The sequence below is a fragment of the Stenotrophomonas sp. YJH_SMC_46 genome, from assembly GCF_059370315.1.
The window spans coordinates 36258-63247 of record NZ_JCAFTO010000001.1 but is presented as its reverse complement, the minus strand read 5'-3'; the positions used below and the strand labels follow the sequence as shown (position 1 = coordinate 63247).

The window sequence follows — 26990 nt, the reverse complement described above, 5'->3', positions numbered from 1 at the left end:
GCGGCAGCAGCGCCAGAATGGTCGCCACGCCCTCCCGGGCGCCGATCACCTCCCAGCGCATGAATGGATACCCTGCACCGCGCCGTCTGCGGCTCGCACTGCTAGACGATCACGAAGTCGTCCGCCGCGGCACCGCCTTGCACCTGGGCCGCGATGTCCGCTTCAACATTGTCGCCAGCCACACCCACAGCGACGCGTTCATCGGCTGCCTGCGCAAGCTGGGAGTGGATGTCGCCATCATCGATCTCACCCTGGCGCCTGGCGACCGCAGCAGTGATGAGCTGGTTCCGTTGCTGCGGGAGCGCTTTCCTCATGTGCCCCTGCTGGCCTTCGCCACGCTGACGCCAACAACCCGCGTGGACCACCTTCTGGCAGCCGGCATCAGCGGCATTGTCAGCAAATCCGAGCCGCTGGAGATGCTGTCCGAGGCCATCGTGCGTGTATCGCAGGGATTGTGCCGCCTGCCGGCCGATTGCCTGGTCCCGGCCTGCCGCGACGAACTCAGTCGCAATGAACGCGAAGTGCTGGACCTGCTCCTGTCCGGCCTGACCGTGTCGGAGATCGCATTGCGCCGCCACCGCAGCGTCAAGACGGTCAGCACCCAGAAGGTGGCCGCCCTGCGCAAGCTCGGGCTGCGCAATGACGTGGAGATCTATGCACTGCGAGAGCAGCGGAACCTCCGATGAGGCGCCGTGTTCGCCTCCGGTTGCATACCTTTGTCACCTCGTTGATGGTCCTGATCCTGCTGCCAGCAGCCTCGGCCGAGGATGCACATCTGCAGGCGTGGCCGGCGGGTCGCGAAGTGCGGGTCGCCACCGCGCCATCATTGCGCCCGCTGCCTGCACCACTGGCAGACTCGATCCCGCTCCCAACCCTCGCCCACGGCTATGCGCAGCTCGTGGCTGACCATTCCGGACTGCGCTTCCGTGACATCGCCTACACCAGCACGAGGGCAGCGGTCACTGCCGTCTGCCGGCACGAGGCCGATCTGGTGCTGGTGATGGGCGGCCCGGCGCATCGCCCACGGCCCTGCCCCGGCCTGATGGCATCCGGCGCCTTCGATGGCGGCAAGACGGTCCTGGCCGTGCGTAAAGGCGAGCACGCGCCACGTGACGTCGGCAGCGTGAAGGCGCAGGTGCTGGCCGTGATTCGCGGCGGCCCTTATGCCAGCTGGCTGGCAACCCACCATCCGCAGGTCCGCCTGCTGCACTTGCCCGATCGGCATGCAGCCCTGGCCGCCGTGGACAACGGCATCGCCGATGCTGCGATCGGCCTGGAAGCTACACTGCACGCGATGATCCGGCGGCACTTCGCGGGCAAACTGCAGCTTCATCCGTTCGAGAGCGACTTCTCCACCGATCTGCACCTGCTCGTGCGCCGCGAGGACCAGCAGCTGCTGACGCGCATCGACCAGGCACTGCACGACATCACGCTCGAAGAGCACGCGGGCCTGCTGGCATTGTGGGCGCAGCAGATGCTGCCCGCCCCCGTCGAGAACGCGCTTGACCGGGTGCGCGCCCTGCACCTGCCCTGGCTGCTGTATGTGGCCGCAATACTCATCGGCCTGACCATGTTCTGGCAGGCACTACGTTGGCGAATCGGTCGCACGGAACAACGCCTTGGGCGCGCGGCAGGAATGATCAGCCACGAAGTGCGCAATTCCGCGCAGACGATACTGGCTTCGATCGACCTGCTGAGCCAGTCGCGCCTGTCCAGGAGAGAGCACGACCTGCTCGCGGCCGCGCGTGCCGCCGGCCACGCGCTGCGCGGGCTGCTCGACCGCTCGCTCGCGTTCTCGCGTCTGGCCAGCGGCAGCTTCAGGCCCCACGTCGTACCTTGCGACGTCGGCCAGCTCTGTGCCCATGCACTGGACGCGATCCGGCTGGAGGCACTGCGCAGGGGATTGTCCCTCAAGCTTGATTGCACGCCCGACCCCGCGCCGACGGTCGCACTCGATGCTGACGGGCTGCGCCAGATTGTCGACAACCTGCTGGGCAACGCGTTGAAGTTCACTGATGCCGGTGGCATCGAAGTGCGCCTGCAGCTGTCACCCATCCCGTCTGCCAGGGAGCTGTTGCTGGATGTGATCGACAGCGGCATCGGTATCGCCCCCGCGCAACTGCCGCTACTGTTCCGCCCGTTCCAGCAGGGGGAGGATGGCCAGAAGCGCGGCGGCACTGGCCTGGGCCTGACGATTGCGCGCGAGCTGGCCATTGCCATGGGCGGCAACCTGGCCGCGTACAGCGTACATGGGCGCGGCAGTCGCTTCACCCTGCGACTGCCGGTCCGCGCTGTCCCTCGCGATCCGCCCCCCATCGAGCGCCCGCAGCAGGCGCCGTTGACGGGCACAGAGCTGCTCCTGGTCGAGGACCATGCACTCAGCCGGCGCGTCGTGGCAGAGCAACTGCGTCGGCTGGGTGCCGATGTGTGCGCGGTTGCCGATGCGGAAACCGCGTTGGCCGAACAGGCGCTGCGACCGCGCGGCACGGTGGTGCTGGATATCGGGCTCCACGGCCGGGACGGCTACGGCTTGGCACAGCAGCTGCGCGCGCGGGCAAAGGCGCCCCTGCGAGTGATTGCCCTGTCCGCCCGCATGGGGCGCCGGCACGTGGCGCGCTGTCGCCGGGCCGGATTCGACGCCGTCCTGGTCAAGCCGCTGCAGGTGGCAGACTTGCTGCAGGCGCTGGGCCTTCCGCCTTCGGCGCACGCTGCCGCGCCTTGTAGCGCGCGGGGCGCCGACCCGGATTTTGCTGCGGATATCGCCCATGAGCTGGCCGGGATCGAACAGTCCCTGCAGGACGCCGATGCCGCGACATTGCGCCATCATGCGCACCGCCTGCAGGGCACGTTGCAGATGTGCCGGGCAATCGACCAGGCCGGCACCGCGGCCGCCCTGTGGGAGTTGGGGCAGCAGGCCACGCCCGACTGGGTCGAGGCATGGCGACTGCTGCAGGGATTGCAGCAGTGGCACGGCTCCCGCAAGGCGGAAGCCGTGCCTTCAAGCTGATCAGGCCGCCAGGCGCTCGACCTGGCGACGGGTCAGGTCGTTGAAGCGCCCCAGCGACATCAGGTGCTGATGGATCAGCGCCAACCAGCCGCTGCGGTGCCACTCGACCACGGTCGCTTCCGGCAACGCCACGAACTTCTCAACGTCCACCACCAGGAAGCCATTGAGGTTGAACTCGCGGCCATCCGGAGTGCGCACGGTGGCGTTGCGCTCGACCAGCAGGCCGTTGTCGATCAGGGCCTTGGAGAAGGCCTGGGTCTGTTCGTGCTCGCGGGTGTACTGGCCGCAGAACTCCAGCGCCTGCTGCACCATGTCGGTGGCCTTGCCGTCCACGAACAGCGGCTGGCCTTCGTCACCGCCCTTGACCACGCGCGAGCTCTCTTCGTCGATGCCCAGCAGGAAGTCGTTGTCCGCACCGGTGTCGATGAAAATGAAGGGGTGGCGACGCAGGTAGGCCGGAATGTAGGCCTCGTCTTCCCACAGGCCGTCCTTGATGAACAGGTTCTGGTCGGACACGCCGACGGCCGCCATCGGCACGGCGGTCGGGCCAGCAAACAGAATCGGGAAGTGGTGCAGGGCCAGCGAGAACTCGCCCAGCACCAGCGGAATGGCGTTGTTGCCGGCCGCAAACTCGAGCCTGCCCGGCAGGATGCGCAGATCGGCGTGCACATCGGCCTGCAGCGGCACCGGACGGGTATAGAACAGGGGAGCGCCGCTCGGCGCCGCTTCGGTGGTGGTGTCGCTGGTGGTGGTCATCTTGGGAACCGTTCGATCATGCGCGCCTGCCATCCCGGGCGCGCCAGCGGGAACAACCTGAATCCCGCATTATCAACAAGCTCGATGACAACGGCCACCCCACCGACGGCCTATTTCAGCTGCAAGGGGTAGCGCTGCCAGAGCACGTGCACCAGGAACCCGGCCAGCTCGGTGTCGCGCGCGCTCACCGCGGCACGGATCTTGTCCAGCAGCACCATATCGCTGCAGGAACGCACGTCGGCATGGTTGGCCTGCCCTGCCCGGCGCGCGCGATAACGCGCGGCGCGCTGCGCATCGCTCATCGCGTACCCGAACTTGGGCGGACGGCCGCGCTTGCGCGGCAGGGTCAGCTCCAGGGTTCCGGGGTCTTTGTCATCACGCATGAGAGGGGTGCGGGCGGCGGCGAGCAACGGGGGGTGCGCAATTTATCGTGAGGCATCACTTTAATCCAGCCTTTTCTGCAGTTTTGTTGCAATGCAATGCAAAAAATCGCATGCCGAGGGCTCCATCCACGCATGGCGTGGATCTACTGCGGAATCGCCGCGCCTTGTGTGGATACGGAAACCCGTCAACTCCCAGTAGATCCGCGCCATGCGTGGATGCGCGTTCCCGACCACAAAAAAAAGGGAGCCCGCGAACGGGCTCCCCTCACCTTCCTCATGCAGCGCGTACCGGCTCATAGCCGTGCAGGTGCGCCTCGCTGCTCGCCCGCCCCTGGCTGAGCGAACGCAGCGACGTGGTGTAACCCACCAGCTGCGCCAGCGGCGCAAAGCCACTGACCTCGGCGCGACCGTCCTGGTCGTCGATGCGGGCAATGCGACCATGGCGACGGTTGAGGTCGCCCACCACATCACCCACCGACGCTGATGGCGAATGCACCGTCACCGCCATCACCGGTTCCAGCAGCTGCGTGCCACCCTCGGCCAGCGCCGCCTTGATCGCCTCGGCACCCGCACGGTGGAACGCCATCTCCGACGAGTCCTTGGCATGGGTCTGGCCATCAACAAGACTGACCTCGATACCGACCACCGGATGACCCTGCGGCCCTTCCGACAGTGCGGCACGCACGCCCTTTTCCACCGCCGTGATGAAGCTGCGCGGCACCACGCCACCGACGATGCGATCGTTGAACACGATCTGATCGTCCTCACGCGGCGCCACGTCCAGCACCACGTGCGCGAACTGGCCCTGGCCGCCGGTCTGCTTGACCAGCCGCCCGACGACGCCCGTCATCGCACGCATCGGCGTCTCCTGGTAGGCAACGCGCGGCGAGCCCACGCCCACGTCCACCTTCCATTCGCTGCGCAGGCGTTCGACCATCACCTCCAGGTGCAGCTCGCCCATGCCCCAGACCAGGGTTTCCGCCGTATCGCGATCGGTTTCGACGCGGAAAGAGGGGTCTTCCTGGGCCAGGTTGGCCAGCCCCTGCGCCATCCGGATCAGGTCGGCCGCACGCGCCGGCTCCAGCCGCCAGGCCAGCACCGGCGCCTGTGCCTGGATGTTCTCCAGGCGCAACGGCAGCGCACGGCTGCTCAGCGTCTCGCCACTGACCGCATCCTTCCAGCCCAGTACCGCGACGATGTCACCGGCCACGGCCTGTTCGATGTCGTGGGTCTGGTCGGCCTGCACGCGAACCAGGCGGCTGACGCGCCGCCCTTGCGGATGCTGCGAACTGGCCACGGCGTCGCCCACCTTCAAGGTGCCCGAGTACAGCCGCACGAAGCTCAGCGCGCCGTGCTGCTGGTGGGTGATCTTGAACAGCAGGCCCGCCAGCGGACCGTCCGGATCCGGCGGCAGCACCACCTCGCCACCTTCGCTCTCGGCGCTCACCGCAGGGCGATCCAGCGGCGACGGCAGGTAATCGACCACGGCGTCCAGCAGCGTTTCGATGCCCTTGTCCTTGAACGCAGCACCGGCCAGCACAGGCACGCCCGCACCTGCCAGCGTCGCCCGACGGATCGCCGCACGCAGCGTCCCGGCATCGATCACGCGACCTTCCAGCCAGGCATCGGCCAGTTGCTCGTCGTGATCAGCCACGGCTTCGACCAGCGCATCGCGCTGTGCCTGCCACTGGGCGCGCACCGCGTCGTCCCACGGGGTCATCGTGGTTGCGGCGCCATCCTGCCACTGCAGCACGCGCTCATCGACCAGATCGACCCAGCCGTTGAAGCCACCTTCGCTGCCCAGCGGTGCGCCCAGCGCCCACGGACGTGCCTGCAGCTTGTCCTGCAGCTGCTCCAGCACGCGCTCGAACGAAGCGCCGACGCGGTCCATCTTGTTGACGAAAGCGATCAGCGGCACGCGATGGCGGCGCGCCTGGCGCCACACCGTCTCGGACTGCGGCTGCACGCCGTCCACGGCCGAGAACACGGCCACGGCACCGTCGAGCACGCGCAGTGAACGTTCGACTTCGATCGCGAAGTCGATGTGGCCGGGGGTGTCGATCAGCGTGAGCCGATGCGGCGGCAGGTCACGCGGCGCCCACTGCGCCTGCACGGCGGCAGCGCCGATGGTGATGCCACGCTCGCGCTCGATCGCCGAAAAGTCGGTGGTCGCATTGCCGTCGTGCACTTCGCCGACGCGGTGGATTTCGCCGCTTTTCCACAGCAGGCGTTCGGTCAGCGTGGTTTTGCCGGCATCGATGTGGGCAATGATGCCGAGGTTGCGACGGCGGGAAAGGACTTGGGTGTTCATGAGAAAGGTTCCTGCAAAGCCAACTTCGGGGGCCGCGCACCCCGGTTGGCGACAGGGTGCGCGGCTAGCGTTCGGTCTCGGCGATCTGGTGCATGGCACGTTCTCCTTGCGGCACATCGGGTTACGGGGAATGGAACTGCGGAAACGAAAAGAGCGCCCCGAAGGGCGCTCTGTCGAAGGTCCAGCGATGGCCGTCTCAACGGCCTCGTGGGGCTCCAGGCAGACACGCCCGTTCCGCGCTTGCGCGGGTCAGGGTGAAAAACTTCAGGAGCGGCATCCGGTTCATGGGGCGCATTCTAGACCTGCCAATCTGGCGCGCAAGTGAATATTGAGCACATAAATGGAACGATGAGGCCGGCAACGATAGGGGTCAGATCCCTTTGCCCCTGGCAAAGGGATCTGACCCCTCGCGGCCCTTACTTGCAGCCGTGCAGCTTGCGCGCCTCGGCCACCGTCGCAGCCCGGTCATCGCCCATCGAGATCCAGCCCTGCAGCGACATCGCCGGATCCACATGCGGCTGGCGCGCGCCACCGCGCACCACCACTTCGGTCCAGCTGCCCACCGGCGCCAGTTCGGACAAGCGTGCCGCCTGGTCGTCCTCGGTGCTGAACACATCGTCCGGGCCCGCCGGAGGCGTGGTATTCCCGGTTTCCGTCTTGCGGGTCCGGACCCGAAGTGCACCGTCCGGCAACCGCTGGGTGATCACCTCGTATCGCTCAACACCATAGGCCCAGCTGTTTTCGCCAACGCTGCGGGTCTCGCCACCGTCATCGGCCACGGCTACCAGTTCGCCTGCCGGCCCGACAACGCCCGCGACAGCCCCCAGGCCGGACATCAGCGCCTGATAGACGATCATCTGCCGCTGCTCGGCGGTCAACGCTCCGGCCTTGAGCTTGGCGGCAGGAATCTTCAGGTACGCCGCCTCCCTGCACAGTACCAGCACCTGCTGGTCGTCCCAGCTCACGGACATTTCCTCGTTGGCGAAGTACTGCGTCTTCATCGACGTCACAGCGGCACCGTCGCCACTGGAATGCCGGGTCTCGATCAGCGAGGCGTGCTCGGCCGCATTGGCCAGCGAAACCTGGGAGGTCGACGCTGCATTGGCAGCGCACACCGAAGCAACCATCGCGGCAAGCAGCACGCCGCGCGTAACGGTACGGATCATGGCATCAGTCCATTGAAGAAAACGAAGCAACCATGATACCCGGAGCAACCTGACGGCCTTCGCTCAGGTCACCACCACCAGCGGCACCCCACGTCGTGGATGCTCCAGCACCACCACATCCTGCTGGTACACGCGCTGAAGATTGTCTTCGGTCAGCACCTGCATCGGCGTGCCGTCTGCCGCCACTCTGCCCTGCTCCAGCAGCACGATGCGGTCGGCATAGCCTCAGCCACATAGGGGCTATGAATTCCCTCCGTACTTTTCCGGGTGCTGCAGGTAGTCCCAGTTTCCCTGCGCCTGCTCCCTGACGCGGCGGCTCCTATCCTTTGCGAGTGTCGGATGCAACTTCGTGGCAAGCCCCTCTGAGATCCAAAGCATGTGGCACGCCACTCGGAATCTGACTTTGGCCATCGGGTGGGATGCCAGTTCAAACCAGACACTCTCTGTAGCTGCATACGCATCATTCAGCTTGCAAAGCCAACTGCCAGATGTCTCCCATGTTCCCGAGGCGCCGTCCACAAGACCCTTGCGAATCGCATTCAGTGCGCTCTCGATAGGAACGATGCCATCCTTGAAATCGTGAATGGCATTGATGATGGCAAGCACTATCTGGAGTTCATCTTCCTTGCGGTGTCTGCGAATCGCGCATTTGATTTCATGCTCGCGGCCGAAGGTGAACATATGGGCTTCCTCCCTCTGGAACGCCCAATGGTCAGTCAGCACGAAACATCAAAGCAATAATCAACTTCCACCGCACATACCTGAAGGAGGGGCTCAGCCAGCGCAACTCCTACGACCTCAAGGCCCAACATCCCAGCTTCGCCTGTGGCAGGGGCGGAGAATCACCCGAAAGCCGCTCAGGACGACGTGAAAGACGCGGCTGTTTACGACACCACTCTAGAATCAGGTGACCACCACCAACGGCACGCCACGGCGCGGATGCTCCAGCACCACCACATCCTGCTGGTACACGCGCTGAAGATTGTCTTCGGTCAGCACCTGCAATGGCGTGCCATCGGCCGCCACCCTGCCCTGTTCCAGTAGCACGATGCGATCGGCATAGCCCGCGGCCAGATTGAGGTCGTGCAGCACCACGATCACGCACGCACCGGCCTCGGCACAGGCACGGACACTGCGCAGCGTGCGCTCCTGATGGCGCAGATCCAGCGCAGCAGTGGGCTCATCCAGCAGCAGCAGCGGCGTCTCCTGTGCCAGCACGCGCGCGAACGTGGTGCGAGCCGATTCACCACCGGACAGCTGCTGCACCTCGCGCAGGCGCAGCGCCTGCAGTTCGGCTGCATCGATGGCCGCTTCCACCCGGGCATCGTCCGTGACCGGGTCCGGCGGATGCGGCAACCGCCCCATCGCCACTACTTCTTCCACGCTGAAGGCAAAGCGCACGCCGTGCTCCTGTGGCATCACCGCGCGCTCGCGCGCCAGTGGTCCGGCCTTGTAGCTGGCCAGCGGATTGCCCAACAGGCTCACCTCGCCCGCATCGGCGCGCAGGTCACCGGCAGCCACCGCCAACAGCGTGGATTTGCCCGCGCCATTCGGTCCAACCAGGGCGGTCACCGTACCCGGCTCGAACGCCAGCGAGATGCCATGCAGGATCTCGCGCTGCTGGCGGCGCACCACCACCTCGTGCAGTTTCAGCAGCACGCTCATGGGGCCGCCTTGCGGCGCTGCTGCAGCACCAGCCAGAGGAAGAACGGTGCGCCCAGCGCGGCCGAGAACAAGCCCAGCGGAATCTCCGCGGGCGGATCGAGCGTGCGTGCGGCGGTGTCGGCCACCACGATCAGCAGCGCACCGAGCAGGCCGGACAACGGCAGCAGCCAGCGATGCCCGGGGCCGACCAACAGGCGCGCCACGTGCGGCACCACCAGGCCAACGAAGCTGATCGAGCCGGCAAAGGCCACCGCCGCGCCCACCAGCAGCGCACTGAACGCCACCAGGCGACGACGCGTGCGGGTGACATCCAGCCCGAGGTGCTGTGCCTGGCGCTCCCCCAGCGCCAGCATGTCCAGCGGCGTGGCCAATCGCTGCAATGCGAACACGCCAATCGCAAACAACGGCACCACCGCAGCCACGTCGGCCCAGTTGGCGCGCGCGAGCGAGCCCATCTGCCAGAACACCAGCGACTGCAGTTCGCTTTCGCTGGCGATGTAAGTGAGGAAACCAATCAGCGCCGAGCAGAACGCGGCCATCGCGATACCGACCAGCAGCAGCGTGGCGTTACCCGTGCCCTTGCCAGGCCGGGCCAACGCATACGTCAGGCCGATCGCCAGCGCACCGCCGACGAACGCGGCCACAGGCACCAGCCAGCCCGCCGCACCGGCGGCGCCCAGCACGATGGCGGCCACCGCACCCAGTGCGGCACCCTGGCTGACACCGACGATGCCGGGGTCGGCCAGCGGGTTACCGAACAGGCCCTGCAGGCTGGCACCGGCCATCGCCAGCGACGCACCGACCATCGCGCCCAACAGGGCACGCGGAATACGCAGCTGCCAGACCACCGCCAGATCGCGGTTGCTGACCGCCTGCGGGTCGAGCAGACCCAGCTTCACCGCCAACGCCTGCATCACCTCCAGCGGCGGCAGCCGCAGCGGGCCCACGGCGAACGAGGCCAGCACCGCACCCAGCAGTGCCAGCAACGCTACCAGCAACATCGTCCGCCCGCGGCGGCGGCGCCGATCCGCCGGACTCATGCCTTCGGCAACGCCGCCAGGGCCTTGGCCAGCGCCAGCGCACCAGCACCGGAACCGACACTGGTGTACTTCAGCTGCACGTCCGGCATCACCCAGACCCGATTGGCCTGCCCGGCCGGGGTCTGCTTCAACGTCGGGTACGCCTTCCACAGGCCCTCGGCACCGCCGAACAGCTGCAGGTCATGCTCGGTCACCAGGATCACCTCGGGCGCTGCGGCGACCACGCCTTCATTGCTCAGCTGCGAGTAGTTCTTCACCCCCGCCTCGGTGCCGATGTTGATGCCGCCCGCCAGTGCGATCAGCTGCGCCGACGCACTGTCGGCACCGGCGACGGTCGGAGAGCCACCGGCGCCGGTGGCCGAGACGTGGATCACTCGTGGTGCATGGCCCAGGCCCTTGCCAATCGCTGCAGCCTCGTCGAGCTGGCGCTGCACCTGCGTGGCCAGTGCTTGCCCTGCCTCGGCCAGCCCTAGTGCGGCGGCGACCTTGCGCACCTTGTCCGGCGCCGGCTGCAGGTCATCGATGACCACCGCTGGCTCGCCCACCTCGCGCAGCTTTTTCGCCAGCTCGGTGTGGCGGCGCAGGCTGTTGCCGAGGAACAGCGAGCCCTGCAGGCTCAGCACGCCCTCCACGCCAGTGGTCCGGTTGAACAGGAACTGGTGCGGCGCGGCCAGGCCGGCCTGGGTGGTGGTGTTGGTCGGCGCGGCGAAGACCTGCTTGCCCAGCCCCAGTGCTTCGATCACCGCGATGACGTCGTCGCCACCGGCGATGATGCGACTGGTATCGGCCACTTCAATGTCAGCGCCATCGTCGGAATGCACCTTGGCCGGGAGCACCGCCTTCCGGCCGTGCACGGCCGGCATTTCGGCACCGGCCACGCGCTGCCAGCCTGCCGGCAACGCGGTGTCCGCAGCGGCGGTTGCGGCGGGCGGCTCGGCGGCCTTGTGGCCATCCGGCGGCGTTGACGAGCCACTGCAGGCAGACAGCGCCAGCGAAACAGCCAACGGAAGCGCACACAGGCGCAGACGGGACGCGATGTTCATGCTCGTTCTCCTTGCTGGCAGGGCGACGTGCAGGCCGCCCTGCCCTGTGACTTACTGCTTCGGGGTGATGCGGGTGATGCGGTCACCCTTCGGATCTTCGGCGCCACGCGACTTGTTCACCGCGAACACGTTGCCCTTGCCATCGGCACGGACGTGGTTCGGCAGCGTACCGCCATCGAGGTTGGCGACCACCTTGCCGTCGCCGTTCACCACGGCGACCGTGCCAGCGCCACGGTTGCTGACGTAGGCCAGGCCGGAGGCATCATCGAAGGCGACGTTCAGCGCACCGGCGCCGACCGGCACGTCATGCAGCACCTTGCCGGCAGCCACGTCGACGATCAGCAGGTTGTCGGTGCCCTGCGAGGCCACGTACAGACGGTTGCGTGCCGCATCGAAGGCCACGCCGGAGGCACTGATCGAATTGCCCAGGTCGATGACCTTGTCGACCTTGCCGCTGGCCACATCGATCACCGCCGCCTCCGGGGTGCCGATGCTGACGGTGAACAGCTTGCCGCCCTTCTCGTCCAGCACCAGGCTCATCGGGGTGAACTTGCCGTCGTCCACGCCGGATTCCAGCGTCACCTGCGGCAGTTCCTTGAGGGTCTTCGCATCGAACACCGTCAGGTGGTCCTCGCCGGTGGCAGAAGCGAACACTTTGCCGTGCGTACCGTCGACCACCACGTCGCGCGCATGCGGCACGGTGTCGACCGGGAACTGGTGGACCAGCGACAGGTCCTTCTGGCGATAGACGGCGATCGAGTTCTGGCGGGTATTGGTCACCCACACATTGCCGTTGGTGTCATCCACACCCACGCCGTAGACCGCATACACCGCACCATTGGTGCTGCCCGGCACCTGCGCCGGGGTGATCGCCTTGGTCACCTTCAGCGACTTCGGGTCCAGCTTCAGCAGCTGCGACTGGGTCACCGGCGGGCGACCCACCGCCGAGGTCACGAACACCGCGTTGCTGGCGGCGCTGTAGGCGGACTGGTACAGGCCCGGCACCAGCTTGTTGGACTGGGTGGCGAACTGCGCCTGGCCGGACAGCGGCAGCTGCGGCGAGACGCGCAGCTTCAGCACGGTGGCCGCAGCCGGTTGGCTGGCGCGCACCACCACCGGATGAGTGCCCGGCACCGCGTCGGCCGGAATGCTCAACTGGGTCTTGAAGTTGCCATCAGCATCGACCACCAGCGGCTGCGCGTTGAGCACGCTGTCACCGCGCAGCAGGCTGACCTTCTGGCCCGGCAAGAACCCACGGCCGACCACGTCGGCAGTGCTGCCGGGAACCACGTTCTCACCGCGTGAGACGACTTCACCCTTGAAGGTGGCGTTGGCCGGCTGGTCGAACACCGGCTGCGCGGTGGCGGTCACCGCCAGCAAGAGGCCGGCGGCGAGAGAGGTGAGACGGAAAGACGGACGGAACGACATGGAAGGCTCCTTGCACACGTAGGCCGCGCCACGCGGCGCGGGAGTCATCGGTTGCCTGGGCCGCTGCACGCCGGCAGCCTCGCCTGGGTAGTGGGGTCGCACGGCATCGCGTGCGAAGGCATTCATTCGGCGGCGTTGTCCCCGCCACTGGGCGCGCCATCGCCGGCGCTGCGGTCGGTCACGCCGTACAGTTCATGCAGCGCGGCATGGAACGAGGCCGGCAGCATCGGGCCGTGTCCCAGCCCCGGGAACTCGCGGTACTGCACGCTCAGGCCCGGCACCTTGGCCAGCCGCTCGGACAGCTGCGTCGCCGCATCCGGCGTGGCACCGCCAATGCGGCGCAGGTGCGCGACCACCCGTGGGTTGCTCAGGTCGCGCTTGCCACGATCGCCAACACGCTCGGCACCGCCCAGCATCAGCCAGAGCTTTGCCGGTTGGCCATGCACGTTCTGCACGAACTGCTGTTCCGGATCACCCAGCGCCGCGCCCTGGCTCCACCACAGCGAGGGACTGGCCGCCAGATAGGACTGGAAGGCGGCGGGGCGGGTGTAGAGCGCATTGAGCACGAACAGCCCGCCCAACGAGTGCCCCCACAGTGCTTGCTGCTGCGTATCGATGCGTGCGCGTCGCTCGACTTCCGGCTTGATGCGGCGTTCGATCACATCCAGGAAAACCGCAGCACCACCGCCGACCGCCTGGGTCGCACCGCTCTCGTCATCGGCACGGTCGATCCACGCGGTGTAGTCGCGGGTGCGCGCCCTGGAATCGATGCGCAGGTCGTTGTCGTAGCCGATCAGCACCAGCACCGGAGGCGCCTTGCGCGCGGCCAGCTCGGCCAGCAACGGCTGATCCAGGACCATGGCGACGGCGTTGCCGTCCAGCGCGTACAGCACCGGAGAGGACACCTTGCTGGCCTTGACCGGGATCGCCAGGTTCACCCGCCAACGGCGCTGCTGGTCCGGGCTGTCCACCACGAAACGTTCAAAGCGATAGCTGGCCGCCGGCTCGTCCAGCACGGTGTGGCCGATCTTCTGCAGCGGATTGCGCTGCTGCGCATGGGCGTAGGGCGTGGCCATCAGGACCCCCATCATCAGGGCGGCCATGCCGCGGGCCAGTGGACCACGGCGCAAAGGCGGGACGAAATGCTTCATCAGCGGCGGCAGGAGCGGCCGATGGCCGCCGGTTCACAGGGGACCGCAGTCTACCTTAAACGCGAATGATTATCACATCGATCAAACGTCACGCTGTGTATCACGCGCGCGCATGCCCGGCTTGCGCAAGGGGCAGCACTTCCCCTATTTTGCGGCCCATCGGGGTATTGGATCGCCCCGCTTCCAGCGCAGCCATGGATGGCGGGTACTTGCCGCCATCCGGGTCGCGTTCATCTGCACACAAACGCCATGGGATTGGATCCCATGATTGTGAGAACCCTTGAAGCACAACGCACTGATCGCCCTTTCCCTCGGCCTGCTTGCACCGCTGGCCGCCCATGCCGCACAGGACCTGCCAACGCTCTACCAGGCCTTTGAAGAAGCCGGCAATTCTTCACTGGGCATGGACGAACTCAACCAGACGGTGACATTCACTGCCGTGGCACTGAGCGTTTCCAGCAACCTGGCGGGCGAACCGCTGATCGAGGCCGGCGATGACCAGGGCAATGTCCTGGCCCGGCTGACCAGCGACGATGAGCAGCAGGCGGCCAAGCTGGGTGCGCTGGAAGAAGGCGCGACTTTCACCGCCAGCTGCACGCTGCAGTTCAGCTCGGGAACGGATTACCTGTCCTTCGGCGACTGCAGCATCAAGTAAGAAGGAAGCCGGCGAAACGCCGGCTTCGTTTTCCCGTCCCGTAGAAGTCGAGCCATGCTCGACTCACGCAGTCTCACGGCCCCGCAGGCACCGGGCCGTAGACGTTCTCCTGCGGTGTACCCGGCAGCAGCGCGAACACGAAGATCACCAGGCCACCGAACGGAACAAAGGCCAGCAGGTACATCCAGCCCGACTGGTTGCAGTCGTGCAGGCGGCGCACGGTGACGGCGATGACCGGCACGAACGTCGCCAGCCAGAACACGACGAACAGGATGATCGACGCGATGCCAAGCACGTCGGACTGCATCACCAACCCGGCGATGAGCGGGACCATCAGGACGGCCGAGACGATCAACAGGAACAGCTGGAACATCCAGTATTCGCGACGGTTGGCACGGCCCTCGAACTGGGCGTAACGCTTCAACGGCAGAATCATTTCCTGCACGGCATCAATCCTTGAAAAAGTAGCCGCGCAGTGTGCCAAAGGAGCGCCCGCAGGACAATGTGGTGACGAACCACACTCGACTGCGATTACCCCTGTAGAGCCGAGCCATGCTCGGCTGCTGTTTCCGCAGGTGCTGCTGGATCGGTCCAGAGCGGAGTCGAGCGTGGCTCGACGCTACATGAGCCGACTCAACGGCCCTTCGCGGCCCGCGCCGCCTCGCGCTCGGCGCGCAGCCGATCCAGCTTTTCCTTCAGCTTGATCTCCAGGCCGCGCGGCACCGGGTTGTAGTACACCCGTTCGCCCATCGCGTCCGGAAAACCGGTCTGGTCCAGCGCGATGCCTCCTTCGGCATCGTGGTCGTACTGATACTCGGCGCCGTAGCCCAGCTCCTTCATCAGCTTGGTCGGCGCATTGCGCAGGTGCAGCGGCACCTCTTCGGTACCGCTCTGGCGCACGTCGGCCTTGGCCTGGTTGAACGCGGCGTAGCCCGCGTTCGACTTGGCGGTGCTCGCCAGGTACAGCACCAACTGGGCGAACGCGAGCTCGCCTTCCGGGCTGCCCAGCCGCTCGTAGATGTCCCAGGCTTCCAGCGCCATGCTCTGCGCGCGCGGATCGGCCAGGCCGATGTCCTCGATGGCCATGCGGGTCAGCCGGCGCGCGAGATACGACGGATCGCAGCCGCCATCGAGCATGCGGGTCAGCCAGTACAGCGCAGCATCGGGGTTGGAGCTGCGCACGGACTTGTGCAGCGCCGAAATCTGGTCGTAGAACTGCTCGCCGCCCTTGTCGAAGCGGCGGGTACGATCGGCCAGCACCTGGGTCAGGGTCTGTGGCGTGATGCGCCCCCCCTCCCCGCCCGCCAGTTCGGCGGCAATTTCCAGCAGCGTCAGCGCACGACGCACATCACCATCGGCAGCGGTGGCGATCTCCAGCAGCAGTTCGGGAGCGACCTCGATGCCTTCTTCGCCCAGGCCGCGCTCACGATCGCCCAGTGCGCGTTCCAGCGCTTCGACGATATCGGTTGGTGATACCGCTTCCAGCACATGCACGCGGCAACGCGACAGCAGCGCCGAATTCAGCTCGAACGATGGATTCTCGGTGGTGGCACCGACGAACAGGATGGTGCCGCGCTCGATATGCGGCAGGAACGCATCCTGCTGCGCCTTGTTGAAGCGATGTACCTCATCCACGAACAGCACGGTGCGGCGGCCTTCGGCGAAGCGTTGCGCGGCCTCGGCCAGCACCTGGCGCACTTCCGGCAACCCGGAAAGCACCGCGGAGATGGCACGGAATTCCGCATCGGCGTACTCGGCCAGCAGCAGCGCCAGCGTGGTCTTGCCGCAGCCGGGCGGCCCCCACAGGATCATCGAATGCACGCGACCGGATTCGACTGCACGGCGCAGTGCGCTCTCCGGCGCCAGCAGGCGCTTCTGCCCGACCATTTCGTCCAGGGTGCGCGGGCGCATGCGCTCGGCCAGCGGGCGCAGATGTTCCCGATCAACACTCAGCAGATCGGGGCCGGGGAAGGAAGTTGAACGATGTCTTGCCACCCGCTCATTGTACCGCGCCGCCCAACGGTAGCGCCGGGCCGTGCCCGGCGGGCGGGACGCGATGTCCGGTAGTGCCGGCCGCTGGCCGGCAGATCAACAGCGTGTCAACCAAGGTTGACCCCCACCAAGGCGGTGCCGGTTGACACCCACCAGAGCAGGTAGCGCCGGGCCATGCCCGGCGACCGCAATCAATTCCCGATAACGTCGGTGCCCTTCGGCGGCGTAAAGCTGAAGGTGCCGGCCGCGAAGCCCGGGTTGCGCTTCCAGCCACTGAAGGTGATCACGGTACGCTGGCCAACCGCATCGGTGATTTCCATCCTGGCCAGGCCCTGGGCGTTGAAGCCCAGCGCGGCGTACTGGAAGCTGGCTTCGGTCTCGCGCTTTGGCGACAGCGACAGCCACTGCAGGCCGTCGCGCTGCGCGGCCTCTTCGCTGACGTCGTACTGCTGTTCCAGCAGCGCCGGGTTGATCAGCGCGGTCAGCGGGCTGTTCTGTTCTTCCTTGCCCTGCTCGCGCACGGTGGCCTGCTCCAGGTCCGGCTCGTACATCCAGACCTTCTTGCCGTCAGCCACGATCAACTGCTCATGCGGGCGCACGTATTCCCAGCGGAACAGGCGCGGCGCCGACAGCGCCACGCGGCCATTGGTCGATTCCTTCACCTTGCCGCGGCTGTCGAACACCTGCTGGCTGAACTGTCCGTCCAAGCCCTTCAGGCCACTGGTGAAGGTTTTCAGGTCATCGCGGGCACCGGCCCAGGCACTGCCGGCAGCGGCACAGGCGACGGCCAGGGTAGTAGTGGCAAGGAAACGGCGGAAGTGGAAGTTCATGCGGAAATCCTGTGGGCGCGGGCGCCAGGAAAGGTGGTTGCCAGTGTGCCCAGGGAAAGATGAATGGGCGATCAGGGCGACATTATGCCGCCCTGAACGTCCATCGGCGATTCAGCCGCCAGATGTCGGCAGCTTGCCGTACAGCACCTGGCCGCGGAAGCCGCGCCGCACTTCGCGGTACAGCGCGCGGAACGCGGGGTAGTCCTGCGGCTGGCACAGCGCCTCCGGCCCACGCACCGCATTCTGCTGCAAGCGGTGGTGCACGATCACGTCCTGGCCCTCGCGGCTCCAGTCCACCCGGTATTCGCCAGCGGCATTGGTAAAGCGCTGGCTGGCCGGAATGGCGATGATCGGCGCATTGGCCGGGAACTGCAGGCGATAGGTTTCCTCGCGCAGGCTGGCGTTGCAGTAGAACGGCGTTTCGTTGGCCGGCGCCGAGGCGGTGGCATACAACCCCCGCACCGACTCGCCACCCGGCGGATCCGGCACGGCCATGCCGCCGGCCACGCTGAAATCGGCGTAGTCCTCGGCCTGGAACGCCATGCGGTAGCCGAACGGCCGGGTCAGGTCGACCGGCACGCCCTGGATCTGCAGCTGCCCTCGCCCATCGAAACCGGACGAGGCCATGATCTGCTCCTCAGCGCGCGCACGGTTCTGCGCGTTGAGCTGGGAGAACTGCGCGCGCATGCCGATCTCGGCGTTCTCACCCAACTTGGGAATGGTCTCGCCGCGCAGGTTGCCGTTGGCATCAAACGTGAAACGCACCTCCATCGACGTCGCATTGCGCTCCGGCGTATTGGCCGGGGTACGCGCCAGCGTGGCGTCACGGGTACGCATCACCGGTGCACCCAGGTCACCCTCTGGCAGCTGACCGAAGCGCGCCCACGCGGTGGTCGAATCCAGGTACAGATCGAATTCGGGAATGTAGGTGATGGCGTGGTTGAAGCGGCCCAGCACCGGAATCTTCGGCAGCGTCGGGCCACCGCCCGCACCGATCAGCACCGGCGAGCTGGCGATGCCCTTGGCCGCCAGCAGCGCCTCCAGGATCGTCACATGGTCCTTGCAGTCGCCGTAGTGGTTGTCGAGGATGCTCTGCGCGCTGTTCGGCTCCAGGCCGCCGTTGCCCAGGTACACCGCCACATAGCGGATGTTCTGCGCGACCCAGCGATACAGCGCATCAGCCTGCTCGCGGCGGTCACTGATGCCGGCGGTGATCTCATCAGCCAGCGCCTGCAGCGCCGGGGTCACCTCGGCCGCCGGGCCCGCCTTGAGCTGGTAGGCGCGCCCCATCTGCGACCAGTCACGATACGTGCTGGCCATGATGTTCGGGCCGAACTCCCAGCCCGCCGCCGACCAGTTCTGCGCCGGCATCGCCTCACGACGCTGGTAGCGCCAGCGCCATTGCGCCTGGCCGTTCTTCACCGTCGGCCGGTCACTGCCCTGCACGCCGCGGCTGTCGACGAACATCGGCAGGTTGGCCGGCGCACTCAGGGTGACCTCGGCGTCCTCGTACTCGGTGAAGACGTTGAAGGTCTCCCACAGGCCGAAATAGCCCGGGAAGTACGGCGTGGCCTGGGTGCGGCGCACCTTGTAGTACAGGCGCGTGCCCGGGGCCAGGTTCGGGAACACGATCACCCGCACCTTGCGGTCGGCATACATCGCCGCCGAGGCGCTGGAGTAGCTCTCCTGCGTGTAGATGCGGTCGGCCGGCACGTCGCGGCGCTGGCCATCGGCGGTGATGGTGTAGGCACCGAGCACTTCCAGCGTCTCCATCTTTTCGCTGTAGCTCAGCCGCACCTGGCTGAACTGCTCGACGGAGGCCTTGGTCTTGAGCAGGACTTCGTAGGTTTCGGTCTGCACATTGCCCGCGTCCGGCCGGACCTGGTAGTCGGCGCGGTAACGGACAATGCTGAAATTATTGCTGGCTTCGGTATCGCCGCTGGTGGAAGGCGGCGCCGTGGCGGGCGCGGAGGTGGCGGTTTCTGCCAGTGCCGGGCCGGCAGCCATCAGGGCTGCCAGCGCCAGCGCCAGCGCGCTTGATACGGGGTGAAGCATGCGTCGGTTCCTTGGACGTCGTGGGGGATACGTCGGGTCTTACTTCGGCGGCGGCGGTGCCAGCACCGTGCGGTCGCCGTTGTGCTCGGGCGGGCTGACCACGCCGGCCGCTTCCATGGCCTCGATCAGTCGCGCTGCACGGTTGTAGCCGATCTTCAGCCGGCGCTGCACGCCGGAAATCGAGGCACGGCGGGTCTCGGTGACCACCCGCAGTGCTTCGTCATACAACGGGTCGGACTCGTCGCCGGCTGCACTGGTCTCGGGCAGGCCGGTGGCACCGACGACCACGCCGTCGCCCATCGTCTGCACCTCGTCCAGCACCCCGTCGACATAGTCGGCCGGGCCCATCGCCTTGAGGTGCTCGACCACGCGGTGCACTTCGTCATCGGACACGAACGCACCATGCACGCGCTCGGGCAGCGCGGTGCCCGGCGGCAGGTACAGCATGTCGCCGTGGCCGAGAAGGGTTTCCGCGCCGGACTGGTCGAGGATGGTGCGCGAGTCGATCTTGGAGCTGACCTGGAAGGCGATACGGGTCGGGATGTTGGCCTTGATCAGGCCGGTGATCACGTCCACCGACGGGCGCTGCGTGGCCAGGATCAGGTGGATGCCGGCCGCACGCGCCTTCTGTGCCAGGCGCGCGATCAGCTCTTCCACCTTCTTGCCGACGATCATCATCATGTCGGCGAATTCGTCGATGAAGATGACGATGAACGGCAGCGTTTCCAGCGGACGCGGTGCCTCGCCCAGCTCCGGGTTCGGCTTGAACAGCGGGTCCATCAGCGGCTGGCCGGCGTCCTGGGCTTCCTTCACCTTCTTGTTGAAGCCGGCCAGGTTGCGCACGCCCACCGCGCTCATCAGCTTGTAGCGGCGCTCCATCTCGGCCACGCACCATCGCAGGCCGTTGGCGGCCTCCTTCATGTCGGTGACCACCGGCGCCAGCAGGTGCGGGATGCCCTGGTAGACGCTCAGTTCGAGCATCTTCGGGTCGATCATCAGCATCCGCAGGTCTTTCGGCGAGGCCTTGAACAACAGGCTCAGCACCATCGCATTGACCGCCACCGACTTGCCCGAACCGGTGGTACCGGCCACCAGCAGATGCGGCATGCGTGCCAGGTCGGCCACGGTCGGGCGACCGGCGATGTCCTTGCCCAGCGCCAGGGTCAGCACACTGGCCGACTTGTCATATTCCTTCGAGCGCAGCAGTTCGGACAGGAAGATCATCTCGCGGGTGACATTGGGGATTTCCAGGCCGATCACCGACTTGCCCGGAATGACATCGACCACGCGCACCGACTTCACCGACAGGCCACGCGCGATGTCCTTGTCCAGCGAACTGATCTGGCTGACCTTGATACCCGGTGCTGGCTCGATCTCGAAGCGGGTGATGACCGGGCCGGGATTGGCGCCGACCACCTGCGCATCGATGCGGAAGTCCTTCAGCTTGAACTCGATCTGCCGCGACAGGGTCTCCAGCGTCTCTTCGTCGTAGCCCTTGGGCTGCGGCTTGGGATCATCCAGCAGCGCCAGCGGCGGCAGGTCCGAGCCATCACCGTTGACGCCGCGGAACATCGGAATCTGGGTATCGCGCTTGGCCCGATCACTCTTCTCGATCACCGGCTCCGGACGCGGCTCGATCTTCACCGGCTCGCGCTTGGCGCGCACCTCGGCGTCGGCCTTGCGTACTTCCTGGCGTTCCTCGCGCATCACCCGGGTCTGCTTCCACTCGGTGACTTCTTCCTTCTTGCGTTCCAGCAACGGCGCCAGCGACATCACGCCGCGGCCGATCTTCTCCATCACCGTGAACCAGGACAGCCCGGTGGCCAGGGTGATCGAGGCCAGCAGCAGCACCAGCACGAACAGGTTCGCCCCCAGCGCGCCGAAGCCCACCGTGAGCGAATTGCCGACCAGCTTGCCGAGGATGCCGCCGGCACTGGCGACATCGCCACTGAACAGGCGCACATGCAGGAAGCCGGTGCCGGCGATCAGGAAACCGACCAGACCGACCAGGCGCAGTGCCGGATCCAGGTCGTTCTCGCCCTTGCTCTCGCGCTTGAGGCCGAACATGGCGATCCACGCCAGCGCGCCGAGCACCACCGGCAGCAGGAAGGCGATGTAGCCGAACAGCTGCAGCAGCACGTCGGCGATCCAGGCGCCGGCGCGGCCGCCCAGGTTGTGCACCGGCGCAACCACGCTGCCGGTGTGCGACCAGCCCGGATCAGTCGCTGAATAGGTGAAAAGACTGGCCGCCAGATACAGCAGGGCCGGCGCGATGGCGATCAGGCCCAGGTCGCGCCAGAGGCGCTGGCGGCGTGGATTGTCGGTCGTCGCCGCCGCGGCCGTGCGACGTGACGCCTTGCTGTCGTCGGACTTGGAGCGTTCGGGGACCTGCTTCGCCACCTTAGACCATACCTTTGGAATGCGCTGTTAGTGATTGATAATAAATGAGACGGCGTCAGTTTTCAGTTATGCGACGTCCGACAGGGCAATCCGAGGGCCGAAACCACTGCTGGATGACGGCGTTCCGTTCATCGGCTTGAATCGCCCTGCCCCAGCCGCCACTCTATGACCAGCCACGGATGCTGCGCAAACATCGCCAGCGCCTTGTCCCATCTACCTTTTCGCGAGTCTACATGAGCACCAGCCTGCCCTCCCGCCACCAGCGCCTCGTCATCCTCGGTTCCGGACCGGCCGGTTGGACCGCCGCCGTCTACGCCGCCCGTGCCAACCTGAAGCCGGTCGTCATCACCGGCCTGCAGCAGGGTGGCCAGCTGATGACCACCACCGAGGTGGACAACTGGCCGGGTGACGCCCACGGCCTGATGGGCCCGGACCTGATGGCGCGCATGCAGGCGCACGCCGAGCGCTTCGAGACCGAGGTCATCTTCGACCACATCCACACCGCCGACCTGTCGCAGCGCCCGTTCAAGCTGATCGGCGACAGCCACGAGTACACCTGCGATGCGCTGATCATCGCCACCGGCGCGACCGCCAAATACCTGGGCATCCCGACCGAAGAGACCTTCAAGGGCCGCGGTGTGTCCGCCTGCGCCACCTGTGACGGCTTCTTCTACCGCGACCAGGACGTGGTCGTGGTCGGCGGTGGCAACACCGCCGTGGAAGAGGCCCTTTACCTGTCCAACATCGCCCGCAAGGTCTATCTGGTCCACCGCCGCGACACCCTGAAGGCGGAAAAGATCATGCAGGACAAGCTGTTTGCCAAGGTTGCTGCCGGCAAGATCGAGACCGTCTGGCACCACCAGGTGGAGGAAGTGCTGGGCAACGACGCCGGCGTGACCGGCGTGCGCGTGAAGTCGACGCTGGACGGCAGTACCCGTGACATCGACGCCCACGGCTTCTTCGTGGCCATCGGCCACCATCCGAATACCCAGCTGTTCGACGGCCAGCTGGCGATGAACAACGGCTACCTGGAGATCCGCTCGGGCTTGGGCGGCAATGCCACCCAGACCTCGGTGGAAGGCGTGTTCGCCGCCGGCGACGTGGCCGACCAGCACTACCGCCAGGCGATCACCTCGGCCGGCTTCGGCTGCATGGCCGCACTGGATGCCGAGCGCTACCTGGACGCCCAGGGCAAGGCCAGCTGAGAGGCTGACCCGCTCCTGTAGGGTCGCGCCACGCCCGACTCCGGATGATAGGCCGACGCCAGTGCGTCGGCCTTTCTGTTTCATCTGCCCTATCCTTCCCCCATGTCTTCCCCCCGCTTCCTCGACTCCCTGCAGTCCATCGCCGCGACCGACTGGGATGCCCTGCACGACGGCCGCAACCCCTTCGTCAGCCACGCCTTCCTTTCCGGACTTGAACAGCACGGTTGCCTGCGCGAGGACTGGGGCTGGCAGCCCCGGCACTTCACGCTCTGGGAAGGCAACACCTTGGTCGGCGCCATTCCGGGTTACCTGAAGACCAATTCGCACGGCGAGTTCGTGTTCGACCATGCCTGGGCCAACGCGTATGCCCGCCACGGCCGCGACTACTATCCGAAGTGGCTGGGCGCGGTGCCGTACTCGCCGGTCACCGGCCCGCGGTTGCTGGCCCGTCACGATTCAGGGCGCATCGCGCTGCTGTCGGCATTGCGCGAGGCGCTGCCCGCGCTGCACGTATCCTCGGCCCATATCAACTTCCACACCGCCAGCGATGAGGCTCTGTTCGATGACGACTGGCTGCTGCGCGAGGACGTGCAGTTCCAATGGCAGAATCCGGGTGACTGGGCGACGTTCGACCAGTTCCTCGCTGCGATGGACCACAAGCATCGCAAGAACATCCGCCAGGAACGGGCCAAAGTCACCCGCCAGGGAATCACCTTCCGCGTGGTACATGGCGACGAGGCCGGCCGCGCCGACCTGCAGGCGATGTACCGCTTCTATCTGCAGACATTCCTCGAGTACGGCAACGCCCCGGCACTGACCGAGGCCTTCCTGCGCCATCTGGCCATTTCATTGGGACGCGGGCTGGTGCTGTTTCTGGCCGAACAGGACGGCGAGCCGATTGCCGGCGCGCTGTGCCTGCGCGGTGGCGATACGCTGTACGGCCGCTACTGGGGCGGCGCCACCCTGCCCGGCCTGCACTTCGAAGCCTGCTACTACCAGGGCATCGAATACTGCCTGCGCGAAGGCCTGAGCCGTTTCGAGCCCGGCGCACAGGGCGAGCACAAGCTGGCGCGCGGGTTCCTGCCGACGCTGGTGCGCAGCCGACACCGGGTGGCCGATCCGGATTTCGCAGAGGCACTGCAGGATTGGTGCCGGCAGGAGCGGCAGAGTGTGCGGCGGTACCAGCAGGAATTGCAGGGGCATGGTCCGTTCCGCGTAGGAACGTAGAGTCGAGCTTGCTCGGATGAGCTAGGAGTACTGGCTGTAGTGCCCACTGATCTGGCAATGGTCACACCAGAACGTATAGAGCATTCCTCCATTCATCCACTGCATCAGGGAGCCATCGTCCAAAGGAATGTGAGAATCGAGCTGCATGACAAAGAACATTGTGCGGCAGCAGTCGGGACAGGACAGATAGAGCCCGCTCTGGATCCAGGATGGCAGTCCGCCCACCCGGCTGTAGTTCTGCCAGCCACCCACATAGCTCGGCGGCTGCCAGAACCGACCCGGAAGCTCGACCAGATCGACCTCCGCCTCCATCAGGGTGGTGGACGTTTCAGGACATGCCCGCGAATCGAATACCTGCGATTCATGGGCGTTGGGAAAGCCCTGTGAATCGTGGCGGAAATACACGGGATCTCCGTGGCACCAACCGGACTCTCCATTGTCGGGACAGTCCAGGCATATGCCGAGCGTCACCTTCGAGAGGGTGCACGGGCCGATCAATGCCAGCTCCAGTTCCAGCAAACGCTGCAGCGGTGAGCCGCATATTCCGCATCTCCCTTCCAGGCGGCCACCCACATGCGCCGTTGCCTTCGCACTCCCACCCTTCCAGGTGGGATGAAAGTGCTGGAGGCGACGCTCGACCTTTGTGGATTCCGCCAGTTGCAAGCGCTGAAGTTGCGCACTGAAACGCAGGTGGAGACCACGCTCTCCATGCAATGCGCGTCCCGAGCCCAGCTCAAGGCCAGACAATCCCCCCCTACCGATTGTCGCCCAAGGTTCATCCCGTGAACCAGATGGGTCACGCACGGCGTCCTGGAACTCCACTATCCCACTCATTTCAAGCGGCAACCCGGGCAAGCCAGCATCAGACGACGACGGCCCTCTTGCCTCCTGGATCCATCTCCGACCGACCTCAATCGGCAGCTCCCGCCAGAATGGGCCTTCTATTGGCTCGTGTGCCGACAGGCGAAGGACGGCATCCCAGTCATCATGAAGCAATCCGGGGAGACGATAGGCCGCCTGCGCCGCGATCCTGGTCGCCAGCCAATGGCGGCTACCGCTCTTGAACTCGCCCCAGGCAAATCGGCACACCTCTGCGACACTTTCATCCGGCAGCAACTCCGCCGCAGCCATCAGCATCCGGCTCTTCTCCGCCTGAAACTTCATCGCCAGGATGAGCAGTGTCGTGAGGGCGGCAGGATCACGTCCATAGAGATCCAGCATCGCAACCAAGGCTCCGTCTGAGCCTCCCGGCATTCGGGCCAATTCAAGCAGCTCTTGCATGGCGACAACACAGGTCATGGCGGTCAGCTCGGGGCATGTAAACCAAGAGGGTGACTGGCGATGCATCCCACGGGAATGCAACAAATCTCAAAAAAGGAAACCTTCCAACCACCGGGACCGTCAGGTGCACTGCCAGAAGTGCCCGCTCACCCGGCACTTCGCACACCAGAACGTGTAGAGCATGCCGCCACTGCCCCATAGCAGCGCGCCTCCACCGGTGGTCGGCAGCGTCGAATCCAGCTGCATCACGAAGGGCATCTCCTCACCGCAATCGATGCACGCCGGATACCAAGCACTCTGCACCCAGCTCGGTGCGCCGCCCACGCGCGACAGGTTCTGCCGATGATTGGACTGGCCCCAGTCCTGCTGCTCCCACCGCATGGTGTCCATGGCGGCCAGGCCGACCTCGGCCTGCATCAGGTCACCGCTGTCGGTCGGCGTGGCCGGCACCTCCCGATGCTGGCTGGGGTGGCAGCTGGGCAGGCCGGCGGCATCGTGGCGATAGAAACGCACGGGCGGATCTTCCCAACCGCAGCAGTCCAGGCACAGCCCCAGCGTGATCTCACCCGTTGCGCCCGGCTGCAGCGCGGCGGCATCTGTCTGCAACAGGCGCTGCAACGGCGCATGGCAGCTGCCACATTGCGCCTCCAGCGGCCCTCCCATACAACCGGCGTGACGCACCTGCCCACCATTCCAGGTCGGGTGCAGGCGCCAGATGCGCTTGCGCCAGCTCGGTTCGTCCGCCTGCTGCGCGCGATGCTGCTCGCGGCCGAAGCGGATGTGCAGCGGCCGCTCCCCATGCAGGCGCCGCGGCTGCGGTCCGTCGGCGACGCCGGCCCAATGCGCCCAGACCTCAGCATCCAGCGCGCCCCAGTCAGCGAGGTAGCCGCGGGCAACGGCATAGCTCTCGGGCTGCGCCGCCAGCAGCAGCGCCCTGGCCCGCGCCATCTCGCGATCGTCGTCGGCCTCAGCCAGAATCTGCGCCCACTGCACGGCAATGACGGAGGGCAGGCCCTGCCATACCTGCGAAGCCAGCTGCAGCTCGTCTTCGGTGGCCAGCGCCAGCAAGGCCTCCCAGTCGTCCTGCAGCACCTGCGGCGCCTGGTAGCTGGTGAATTCGATCACGCTGGCCAGCAGTTCGCCGCGCTCGCCATTACGATAGCGACGCCTGGCCTCGGTACAGACCGGCACAATCGCTTCATCGGGCAGCAGATCCAGCGCCATGTCGAGAAAGGCCGAGCTGGGTGAACGCCGGGCAAGGGCCAGCAGCATCAGCGCACCAAGCTGGCCCGGCTGCTCAGTGGCCAGCGCCAGCAGCATGCTCTGGCTGTCGTTGCGCGAGCGCGCGGTGTCGTGCACGTCGAGGATGGCGGTGATGGCGTCACTCATGCGTGG

General features: G+C 66.3%; 22 protein-coding genes and 1 pseudogene. 5 read left to right on the top strand and 18 right to left on the bottom strand.

What is annotated here, in order from left to right; translation table 11 throughout:
* Window positions 1–17: 17 nt before the first annotated feature.
* Both AC5P8C_RS00300 and AC5P8C_RS00295 read left to right on the top strand, forming a co-directional pair.
* The gene (locus tag AC5P8C_RS00300) at window positions 18–686 is read left to right on the top strand and encodes a LuxR C-terminal-related transcriptional regulator (RefSeq protein ID WP_233652850.1); all 669 of its coding nucleotides are present in this window, start codon (window positions 18–20) and stop codon (window positions 684–686) included.
* The gene (locus AC5P8C_RS00295; protein WP_100445632.1) at window positions 683–3007 is read left to right on the top strand and encodes an ATP-binding protein; all 2325 of its coding nucleotides are present in this window, start codon (window positions 683–685) and stop codon (window positions 3005–3007) included. Before AC5P8C_RS00300 ends, AC5P8C_RS00295 begins: the two co-directional genes overlap by 4 nt.
* Here the strand turns inward: AC5P8C_RS00295 and AC5P8C_RS00290 are convergent, their stop codons facing one another.
* From AC5P8C_RS00290 to AC5P8C_RS00240, 11 genes and pseudogenes are all read right to left on the bottom strand, one after another.
* The gene (locus AC5P8C_RS00290) at window positions 3008–3763 is read right to left on the bottom strand and encodes a SapC family protein (RefSeq protein WP_019659662.1); all 756 of its coding nucleotides are present in this window, start codon (window positions 3761–3763) and stop codon (window positions 3008–3010) included.
* Between the two features lie 110 nt (window positions 3764–3873).
* The gene (locus tag AC5P8C_RS00285) at window positions 3874–4146 is read right to left on the bottom strand and encodes a hypothetical protein (RefSeq protein ID WP_005409616.1); all 273 of its coding nucleotides are present in this window, start codon (window positions 4144–4146) and stop codon (window positions 3874–3876) included.
* A gap of 274 nt (window positions 4147–4420) precedes the next feature.
* Window positions 4421–6457 carry an elongation factor G gene (gene fusA / locus AC5P8C_RS00280; RefSeq protein WP_495218184.1) on the bottom strand — a complete coding sequence of 679 codons (2037 nt, stop codon included), beginning with the start codon at window positions 6455–6457 and terminating at the stop codon, window positions 4421–4423.
* 416 nt (window positions 6458–6873) lie between these two features.
* The gene (locus tag AC5P8C_RS00275) at window positions 6874–7623 is read right to left on the bottom strand and encodes a hypothetical protein (RefSeq protein WP_100445628.1); all 750 of its coding nucleotides are present in this window, start codon (window positions 7621–7623) and stop codon (window positions 6874–6876) included.
* A 63-nt stretch (window positions 7624–7686) separates the two neighbouring features.
* Window positions 7687–7848, bottom strand: a pseudogene (locus tag AC5P8C_RS00270) (hemin ABC transporter ATP-binding protein); the annotation flags it as partial.
* A gap of 15 nt (window positions 7849–7863) precedes the next feature.
* Window positions 7864–8304 carry a hypothetical protein gene (locus tag AC5P8C_RS00265; RefSeq protein WP_071306135.1) on the bottom strand — a complete coding sequence of 147 codons (441 nt, stop codon included), beginning with the start codon at window positions 8302–8304 and terminating at the stop codon, window positions 7864–7866.
* A 222-nt stretch (window positions 8305–8526) separates the two neighbouring features.
* Window positions 8527–9288, bottom strand: coding sequence for a heme ABC transporter ATP-binding protein (locus AC5P8C_RS00260; RefSeq protein WP_100445626.1), 762 nt, complete (start codon window positions 9286–9288; stop codon window positions 8527–8529).
* Window positions 9285–10328 (bottom strand): FecCD family ABC transporter permease, encoded by a 1044-nt coding sequence (locus AC5P8C_RS00255; protein ID WP_495218182.1) that lies wholly within the window; start codon window positions 10326–10328, stop codon window positions 9285–9287. Before AC5P8C_RS00255 ends, AC5P8C_RS00260 begins: the two co-directional genes overlap by 4 nt.
* Window positions 10325–11371: a heme/hemin ABC transporter substrate-binding protein gene (locus AC5P8C_RS00250; RefSeq protein ID WP_019659656.1), complete on the bottom strand. Its 1047-nt coding sequence runs from the start codon at window positions 11369–11371 to the stop codon at window positions 10325–10327. The genes AC5P8C_RS00255 and AC5P8C_RS00250 overlap by 4 nt, the downstream gene beginning before the upstream one ends.
* A 51-nt stretch (window positions 11372–11422) precedes the next feature.
* Window positions 11423–12799: a YncE family protein gene (locus tag AC5P8C_RS00245; protein WP_019659655.1), complete on the bottom strand. Its 1377-nt coding sequence runs from the start codon at window positions 12797–12799 to the stop codon at window positions 11423–11425.
* Between the two features lie 122 nt (window positions 12800–12921).
* The gene (locus tag AC5P8C_RS00240; protein WP_019659654.1) at window positions 12922–13950 is read right to left on the bottom strand and encodes an alpha/beta hydrolase; all 1029 of its coding nucleotides are present in this window, start codon (window positions 13948–13950) and stop codon (window positions 12922–12924) included.
* A gap of 280 nt (window positions 13951–14230) precedes the next feature.
* Between AC5P8C_RS00240 and AC5P8C_RS00235 the strand changes: the two genes are divergently transcribed.
* Window positions 14231–14605, top strand: a complete 375-nt coding sequence (locus tag AC5P8C_RS00235; RefSeq protein WP_233652857.1) for a hypothetical protein — start codon at window positions 14231–14233, stop codon at window positions 14603–14605.
* 73 nt (window positions 14606–14678) lie between these two features.
* Here the strand turns inward: AC5P8C_RS00235 and AC5P8C_RS00230 are convergent, their stop codons facing one another.
* From AC5P8C_RS00230 to AC5P8C_RS00210, 5 genes are all read right to left on the bottom strand, one after another.
* Entirely contained in the window at window positions 14679–15050 is a 372-nt protein-coding gene (locus AC5P8C_RS00230; RefSeq protein ID WP_026346975.1) for a DUF805 domain-containing protein, read from the bottom strand.
* 188 nt (window positions 15051–15238) lie between these two features.
* Complete coding sequence (locus tag AC5P8C_RS00225) at window positions 15239–16516, bottom strand: replication-associated recombination protein A (protein ID WP_019659651.1); 1278 nt, start codon at window positions 16514–16516, stop codon at window positions 15239–15241.
* Window positions 16517–16788: 272 nt separating this feature from the next.
* Window positions 16789–17427: an outer membrane lipoprotein periplasmic chaperone LolA gene (lolA, locus tag AC5P8C_RS00220; RefSeq protein ID WP_019659650.1), complete on the bottom strand. Its 639-nt coding sequence runs from the start codon at window positions 17425–17427 to the stop codon at window positions 16789–16791.
* A gap of 111 nt (window positions 17428–17538) precedes the next feature.
* On the bottom strand, window positions 17539–19482 hold the full coding sequence (locus tag AC5P8C_RS00215) for a DUF3857 domain-containing protein (protein WP_019659649.1): 1944 nt from the start codon (window positions 19480–19482) through the stop codon (window positions 17539–17541).
* 39 nt (window positions 19483–19521) lie between these two features.
* Window positions 19522–21882 (bottom strand): DNA translocase FtsK, encoded by a 2361-nt coding sequence (locus AC5P8C_RS00210; RefSeq protein ID WP_019659648.1) that lies wholly within the window; start codon window positions 21880–21882, stop codon window positions 19522–19524.
* Between the two features lie 233 nt (window positions 21883–22115).
* Here AC5P8C_RS00210 and trxB point away from each other — a divergent pair, with 233 nt between their 5' ends.
* Window positions 22116–23087, top strand: coding sequence for a thioredoxin-disulfide reductase (gene trxB, locus AC5P8C_RS00205; RefSeq protein WP_019659647.1), 972 nt, complete (start codon window positions 22116–22118; stop codon window positions 23085–23087).
* Window positions 23088–23189: 102 nt separating this feature from the next.
* Complete coding sequence (locus tag AC5P8C_RS00200; RefSeq protein ID WP_019659646.1) at window positions 23190–24314, top strand: GNAT family N-acetyltransferase; 1125 nt, start codon at window positions 23190–23192, stop codon at window positions 24312–24314.
* Window positions 24315–24335: 21 nt separating this feature from the next.
* Here the strand turns inward: AC5P8C_RS00200 and AC5P8C_RS00195 are convergent, their stop codons facing one another.
* Both AC5P8C_RS00195 and AC5P8C_RS00190 read right to left on the bottom strand, forming a co-directional pair.
* Window positions 24336–25613: a hypothetical protein gene (locus AC5P8C_RS00195; protein ID WP_241873914.1), complete on the bottom strand. Its 1278-nt coding sequence runs from the start codon at window positions 25611–25613 to the stop codon at window positions 24336–24338.
* A gap of 102 nt (window positions 25614–25715) precedes the next feature.
* On the bottom strand, window positions 25716–26984 hold the full coding sequence (locus tag AC5P8C_RS00190) for a hypothetical protein (RefSeq protein WP_019659644.1): 1269 nt from the start codon (window positions 26982–26984) through the stop codon (window positions 25716–25718).
* Between the last annotated feature and the right edge of the window lie 6 nt (window positions 26985–26990).

Excerpts from the sequence above, each read along its gene's own strand:
- AC5P8C_RS00300 (WP_233652850.1), top strand. The coding sequence starts at position 18 with ATGGTCGCCACGCCCTCCCGGGCGCCGATCACCTCCCAGCGCATGAAT.
- AC5P8C_RS00295 (WP_100445632.1), top strand. The coding sequence starts at position 683 with ATGAGGCGCCGTGTTCGCCTCCGGTTGCATACCTTTGTCACCTCGTTG.
- AC5P8C_RS00290 (WP_019659662.1), bottom strand. The coding sequence starts at position 3,763 with ATGACCACCACCAGCGACACCACCACCGAAGCGGCGCCGAGCGGCGCT.
- AC5P8C_RS00285 (WP_005409616.1), bottom strand. The coding sequence starts at position 4,146 with ATGCGTGATGACAAAGACCCCGGAACCCTGGAGCTGACCCTGCCGCGC.
- fusA (WP_495218184.1), bottom strand. The coding sequence starts at position 6,457 with ATGAACACCCAAGTCCTTTCCCGCCGTCGCAACCTCGGCATCATTGCC.
- AC5P8C_RS00275 (WP_100445628.1), bottom strand. The coding sequence starts at position 7,623 with ATGATCCGTACCGTTACGCGCGGCGTGCTGCTTGCCGCGATGGTTGCT.
- AC5P8C_RS00265 (WP_071306135.1), bottom strand. The coding sequence starts at position 8,304 with ATGTTCACCTTCGGCCGCGAGCATGAAATCAAATGCGCGATTCGCAGA.
- AC5P8C_RS00260 (WP_100445626.1), bottom strand. The coding sequence starts at position 9,288 with ATGAGCGTGCTGCTGAAACTGCACGAGGTGGTGGTGCGCCGCCAGCAG.
- AC5P8C_RS00255 (WP_495218182.1), bottom strand. The coding sequence starts at position 10,328 with ATGAGTCCGGCGGATCGGCGCCGCCGCCGCGGGCGGACGATGTTGCTG.
- AC5P8C_RS00250 (WP_019659656.1), bottom strand. The coding sequence starts at position 11,371 with ATGAACATCGCGTCCCGTCTGCGCCTGTGTGCGCTTCCGTTGGCTGTT.
- AC5P8C_RS00245 (WP_019659655.1), bottom strand. The coding sequence starts at position 12,799 with ATGTCGTTCCGTCCGTCTTTCCGTCTCACCTCTCTCGCCGCCGGCCTC.
- AC5P8C_RS00240 (WP_019659654.1), bottom strand. The coding sequence starts at position 13,950 with ATGAAGCATTTCGTCCCGCCTTTGCGCCGTGGTCCACTGGCCCGCGGC.
- AC5P8C_RS00225 (WP_019659651.1), bottom strand. The coding sequence starts at position 16,516 with ATGCGCCCGCGCACCCTGGACGAAATGGTCGGGCAGAAGCGCCTGCTG.
- lolA (WP_019659650.1), bottom strand. The coding sequence starts at position 17,427 with ATGAACTTCCACTTCCGCCGTTTCCTTGCCACTACTACCCTGGCCGTC.
- AC5P8C_RS00215 (WP_019659649.1), bottom strand. The coding sequence starts at position 19,482 with ATGCTTCACCCCGTATCAAGCGCGCTGGCGCTGGCGCTGGCAGCCCTG.
- trxB (WP_019659647.1), top strand. The coding sequence starts at position 22,116 with ATGAGCACCAGCCTGCCCTCCCGCCACCAGCGCCTCGTCATCCTCGGT.
- AC5P8C_RS00200 (WP_019659646.1), top strand. The coding sequence starts at position 23,190 with ATGTCTTCCCCCCGCTTCCTCGACTCCCTGCAGTCCATCGCCGCGACC.
- AC5P8C_RS00195 (WP_241873914.1), bottom strand. The coding sequence starts at position 25,613 with ATGACCTGTGTTGTCGCCATGCAAGAGCTGCTTGAATTGGCCCGAATG.
- AC5P8C_RS00190 (WP_019659644.1), bottom strand. The coding sequence starts at position 26,984 with ATGAGTGACGCCATCACCGCCATCCTCGACGTGCACGACACCGCGCGC.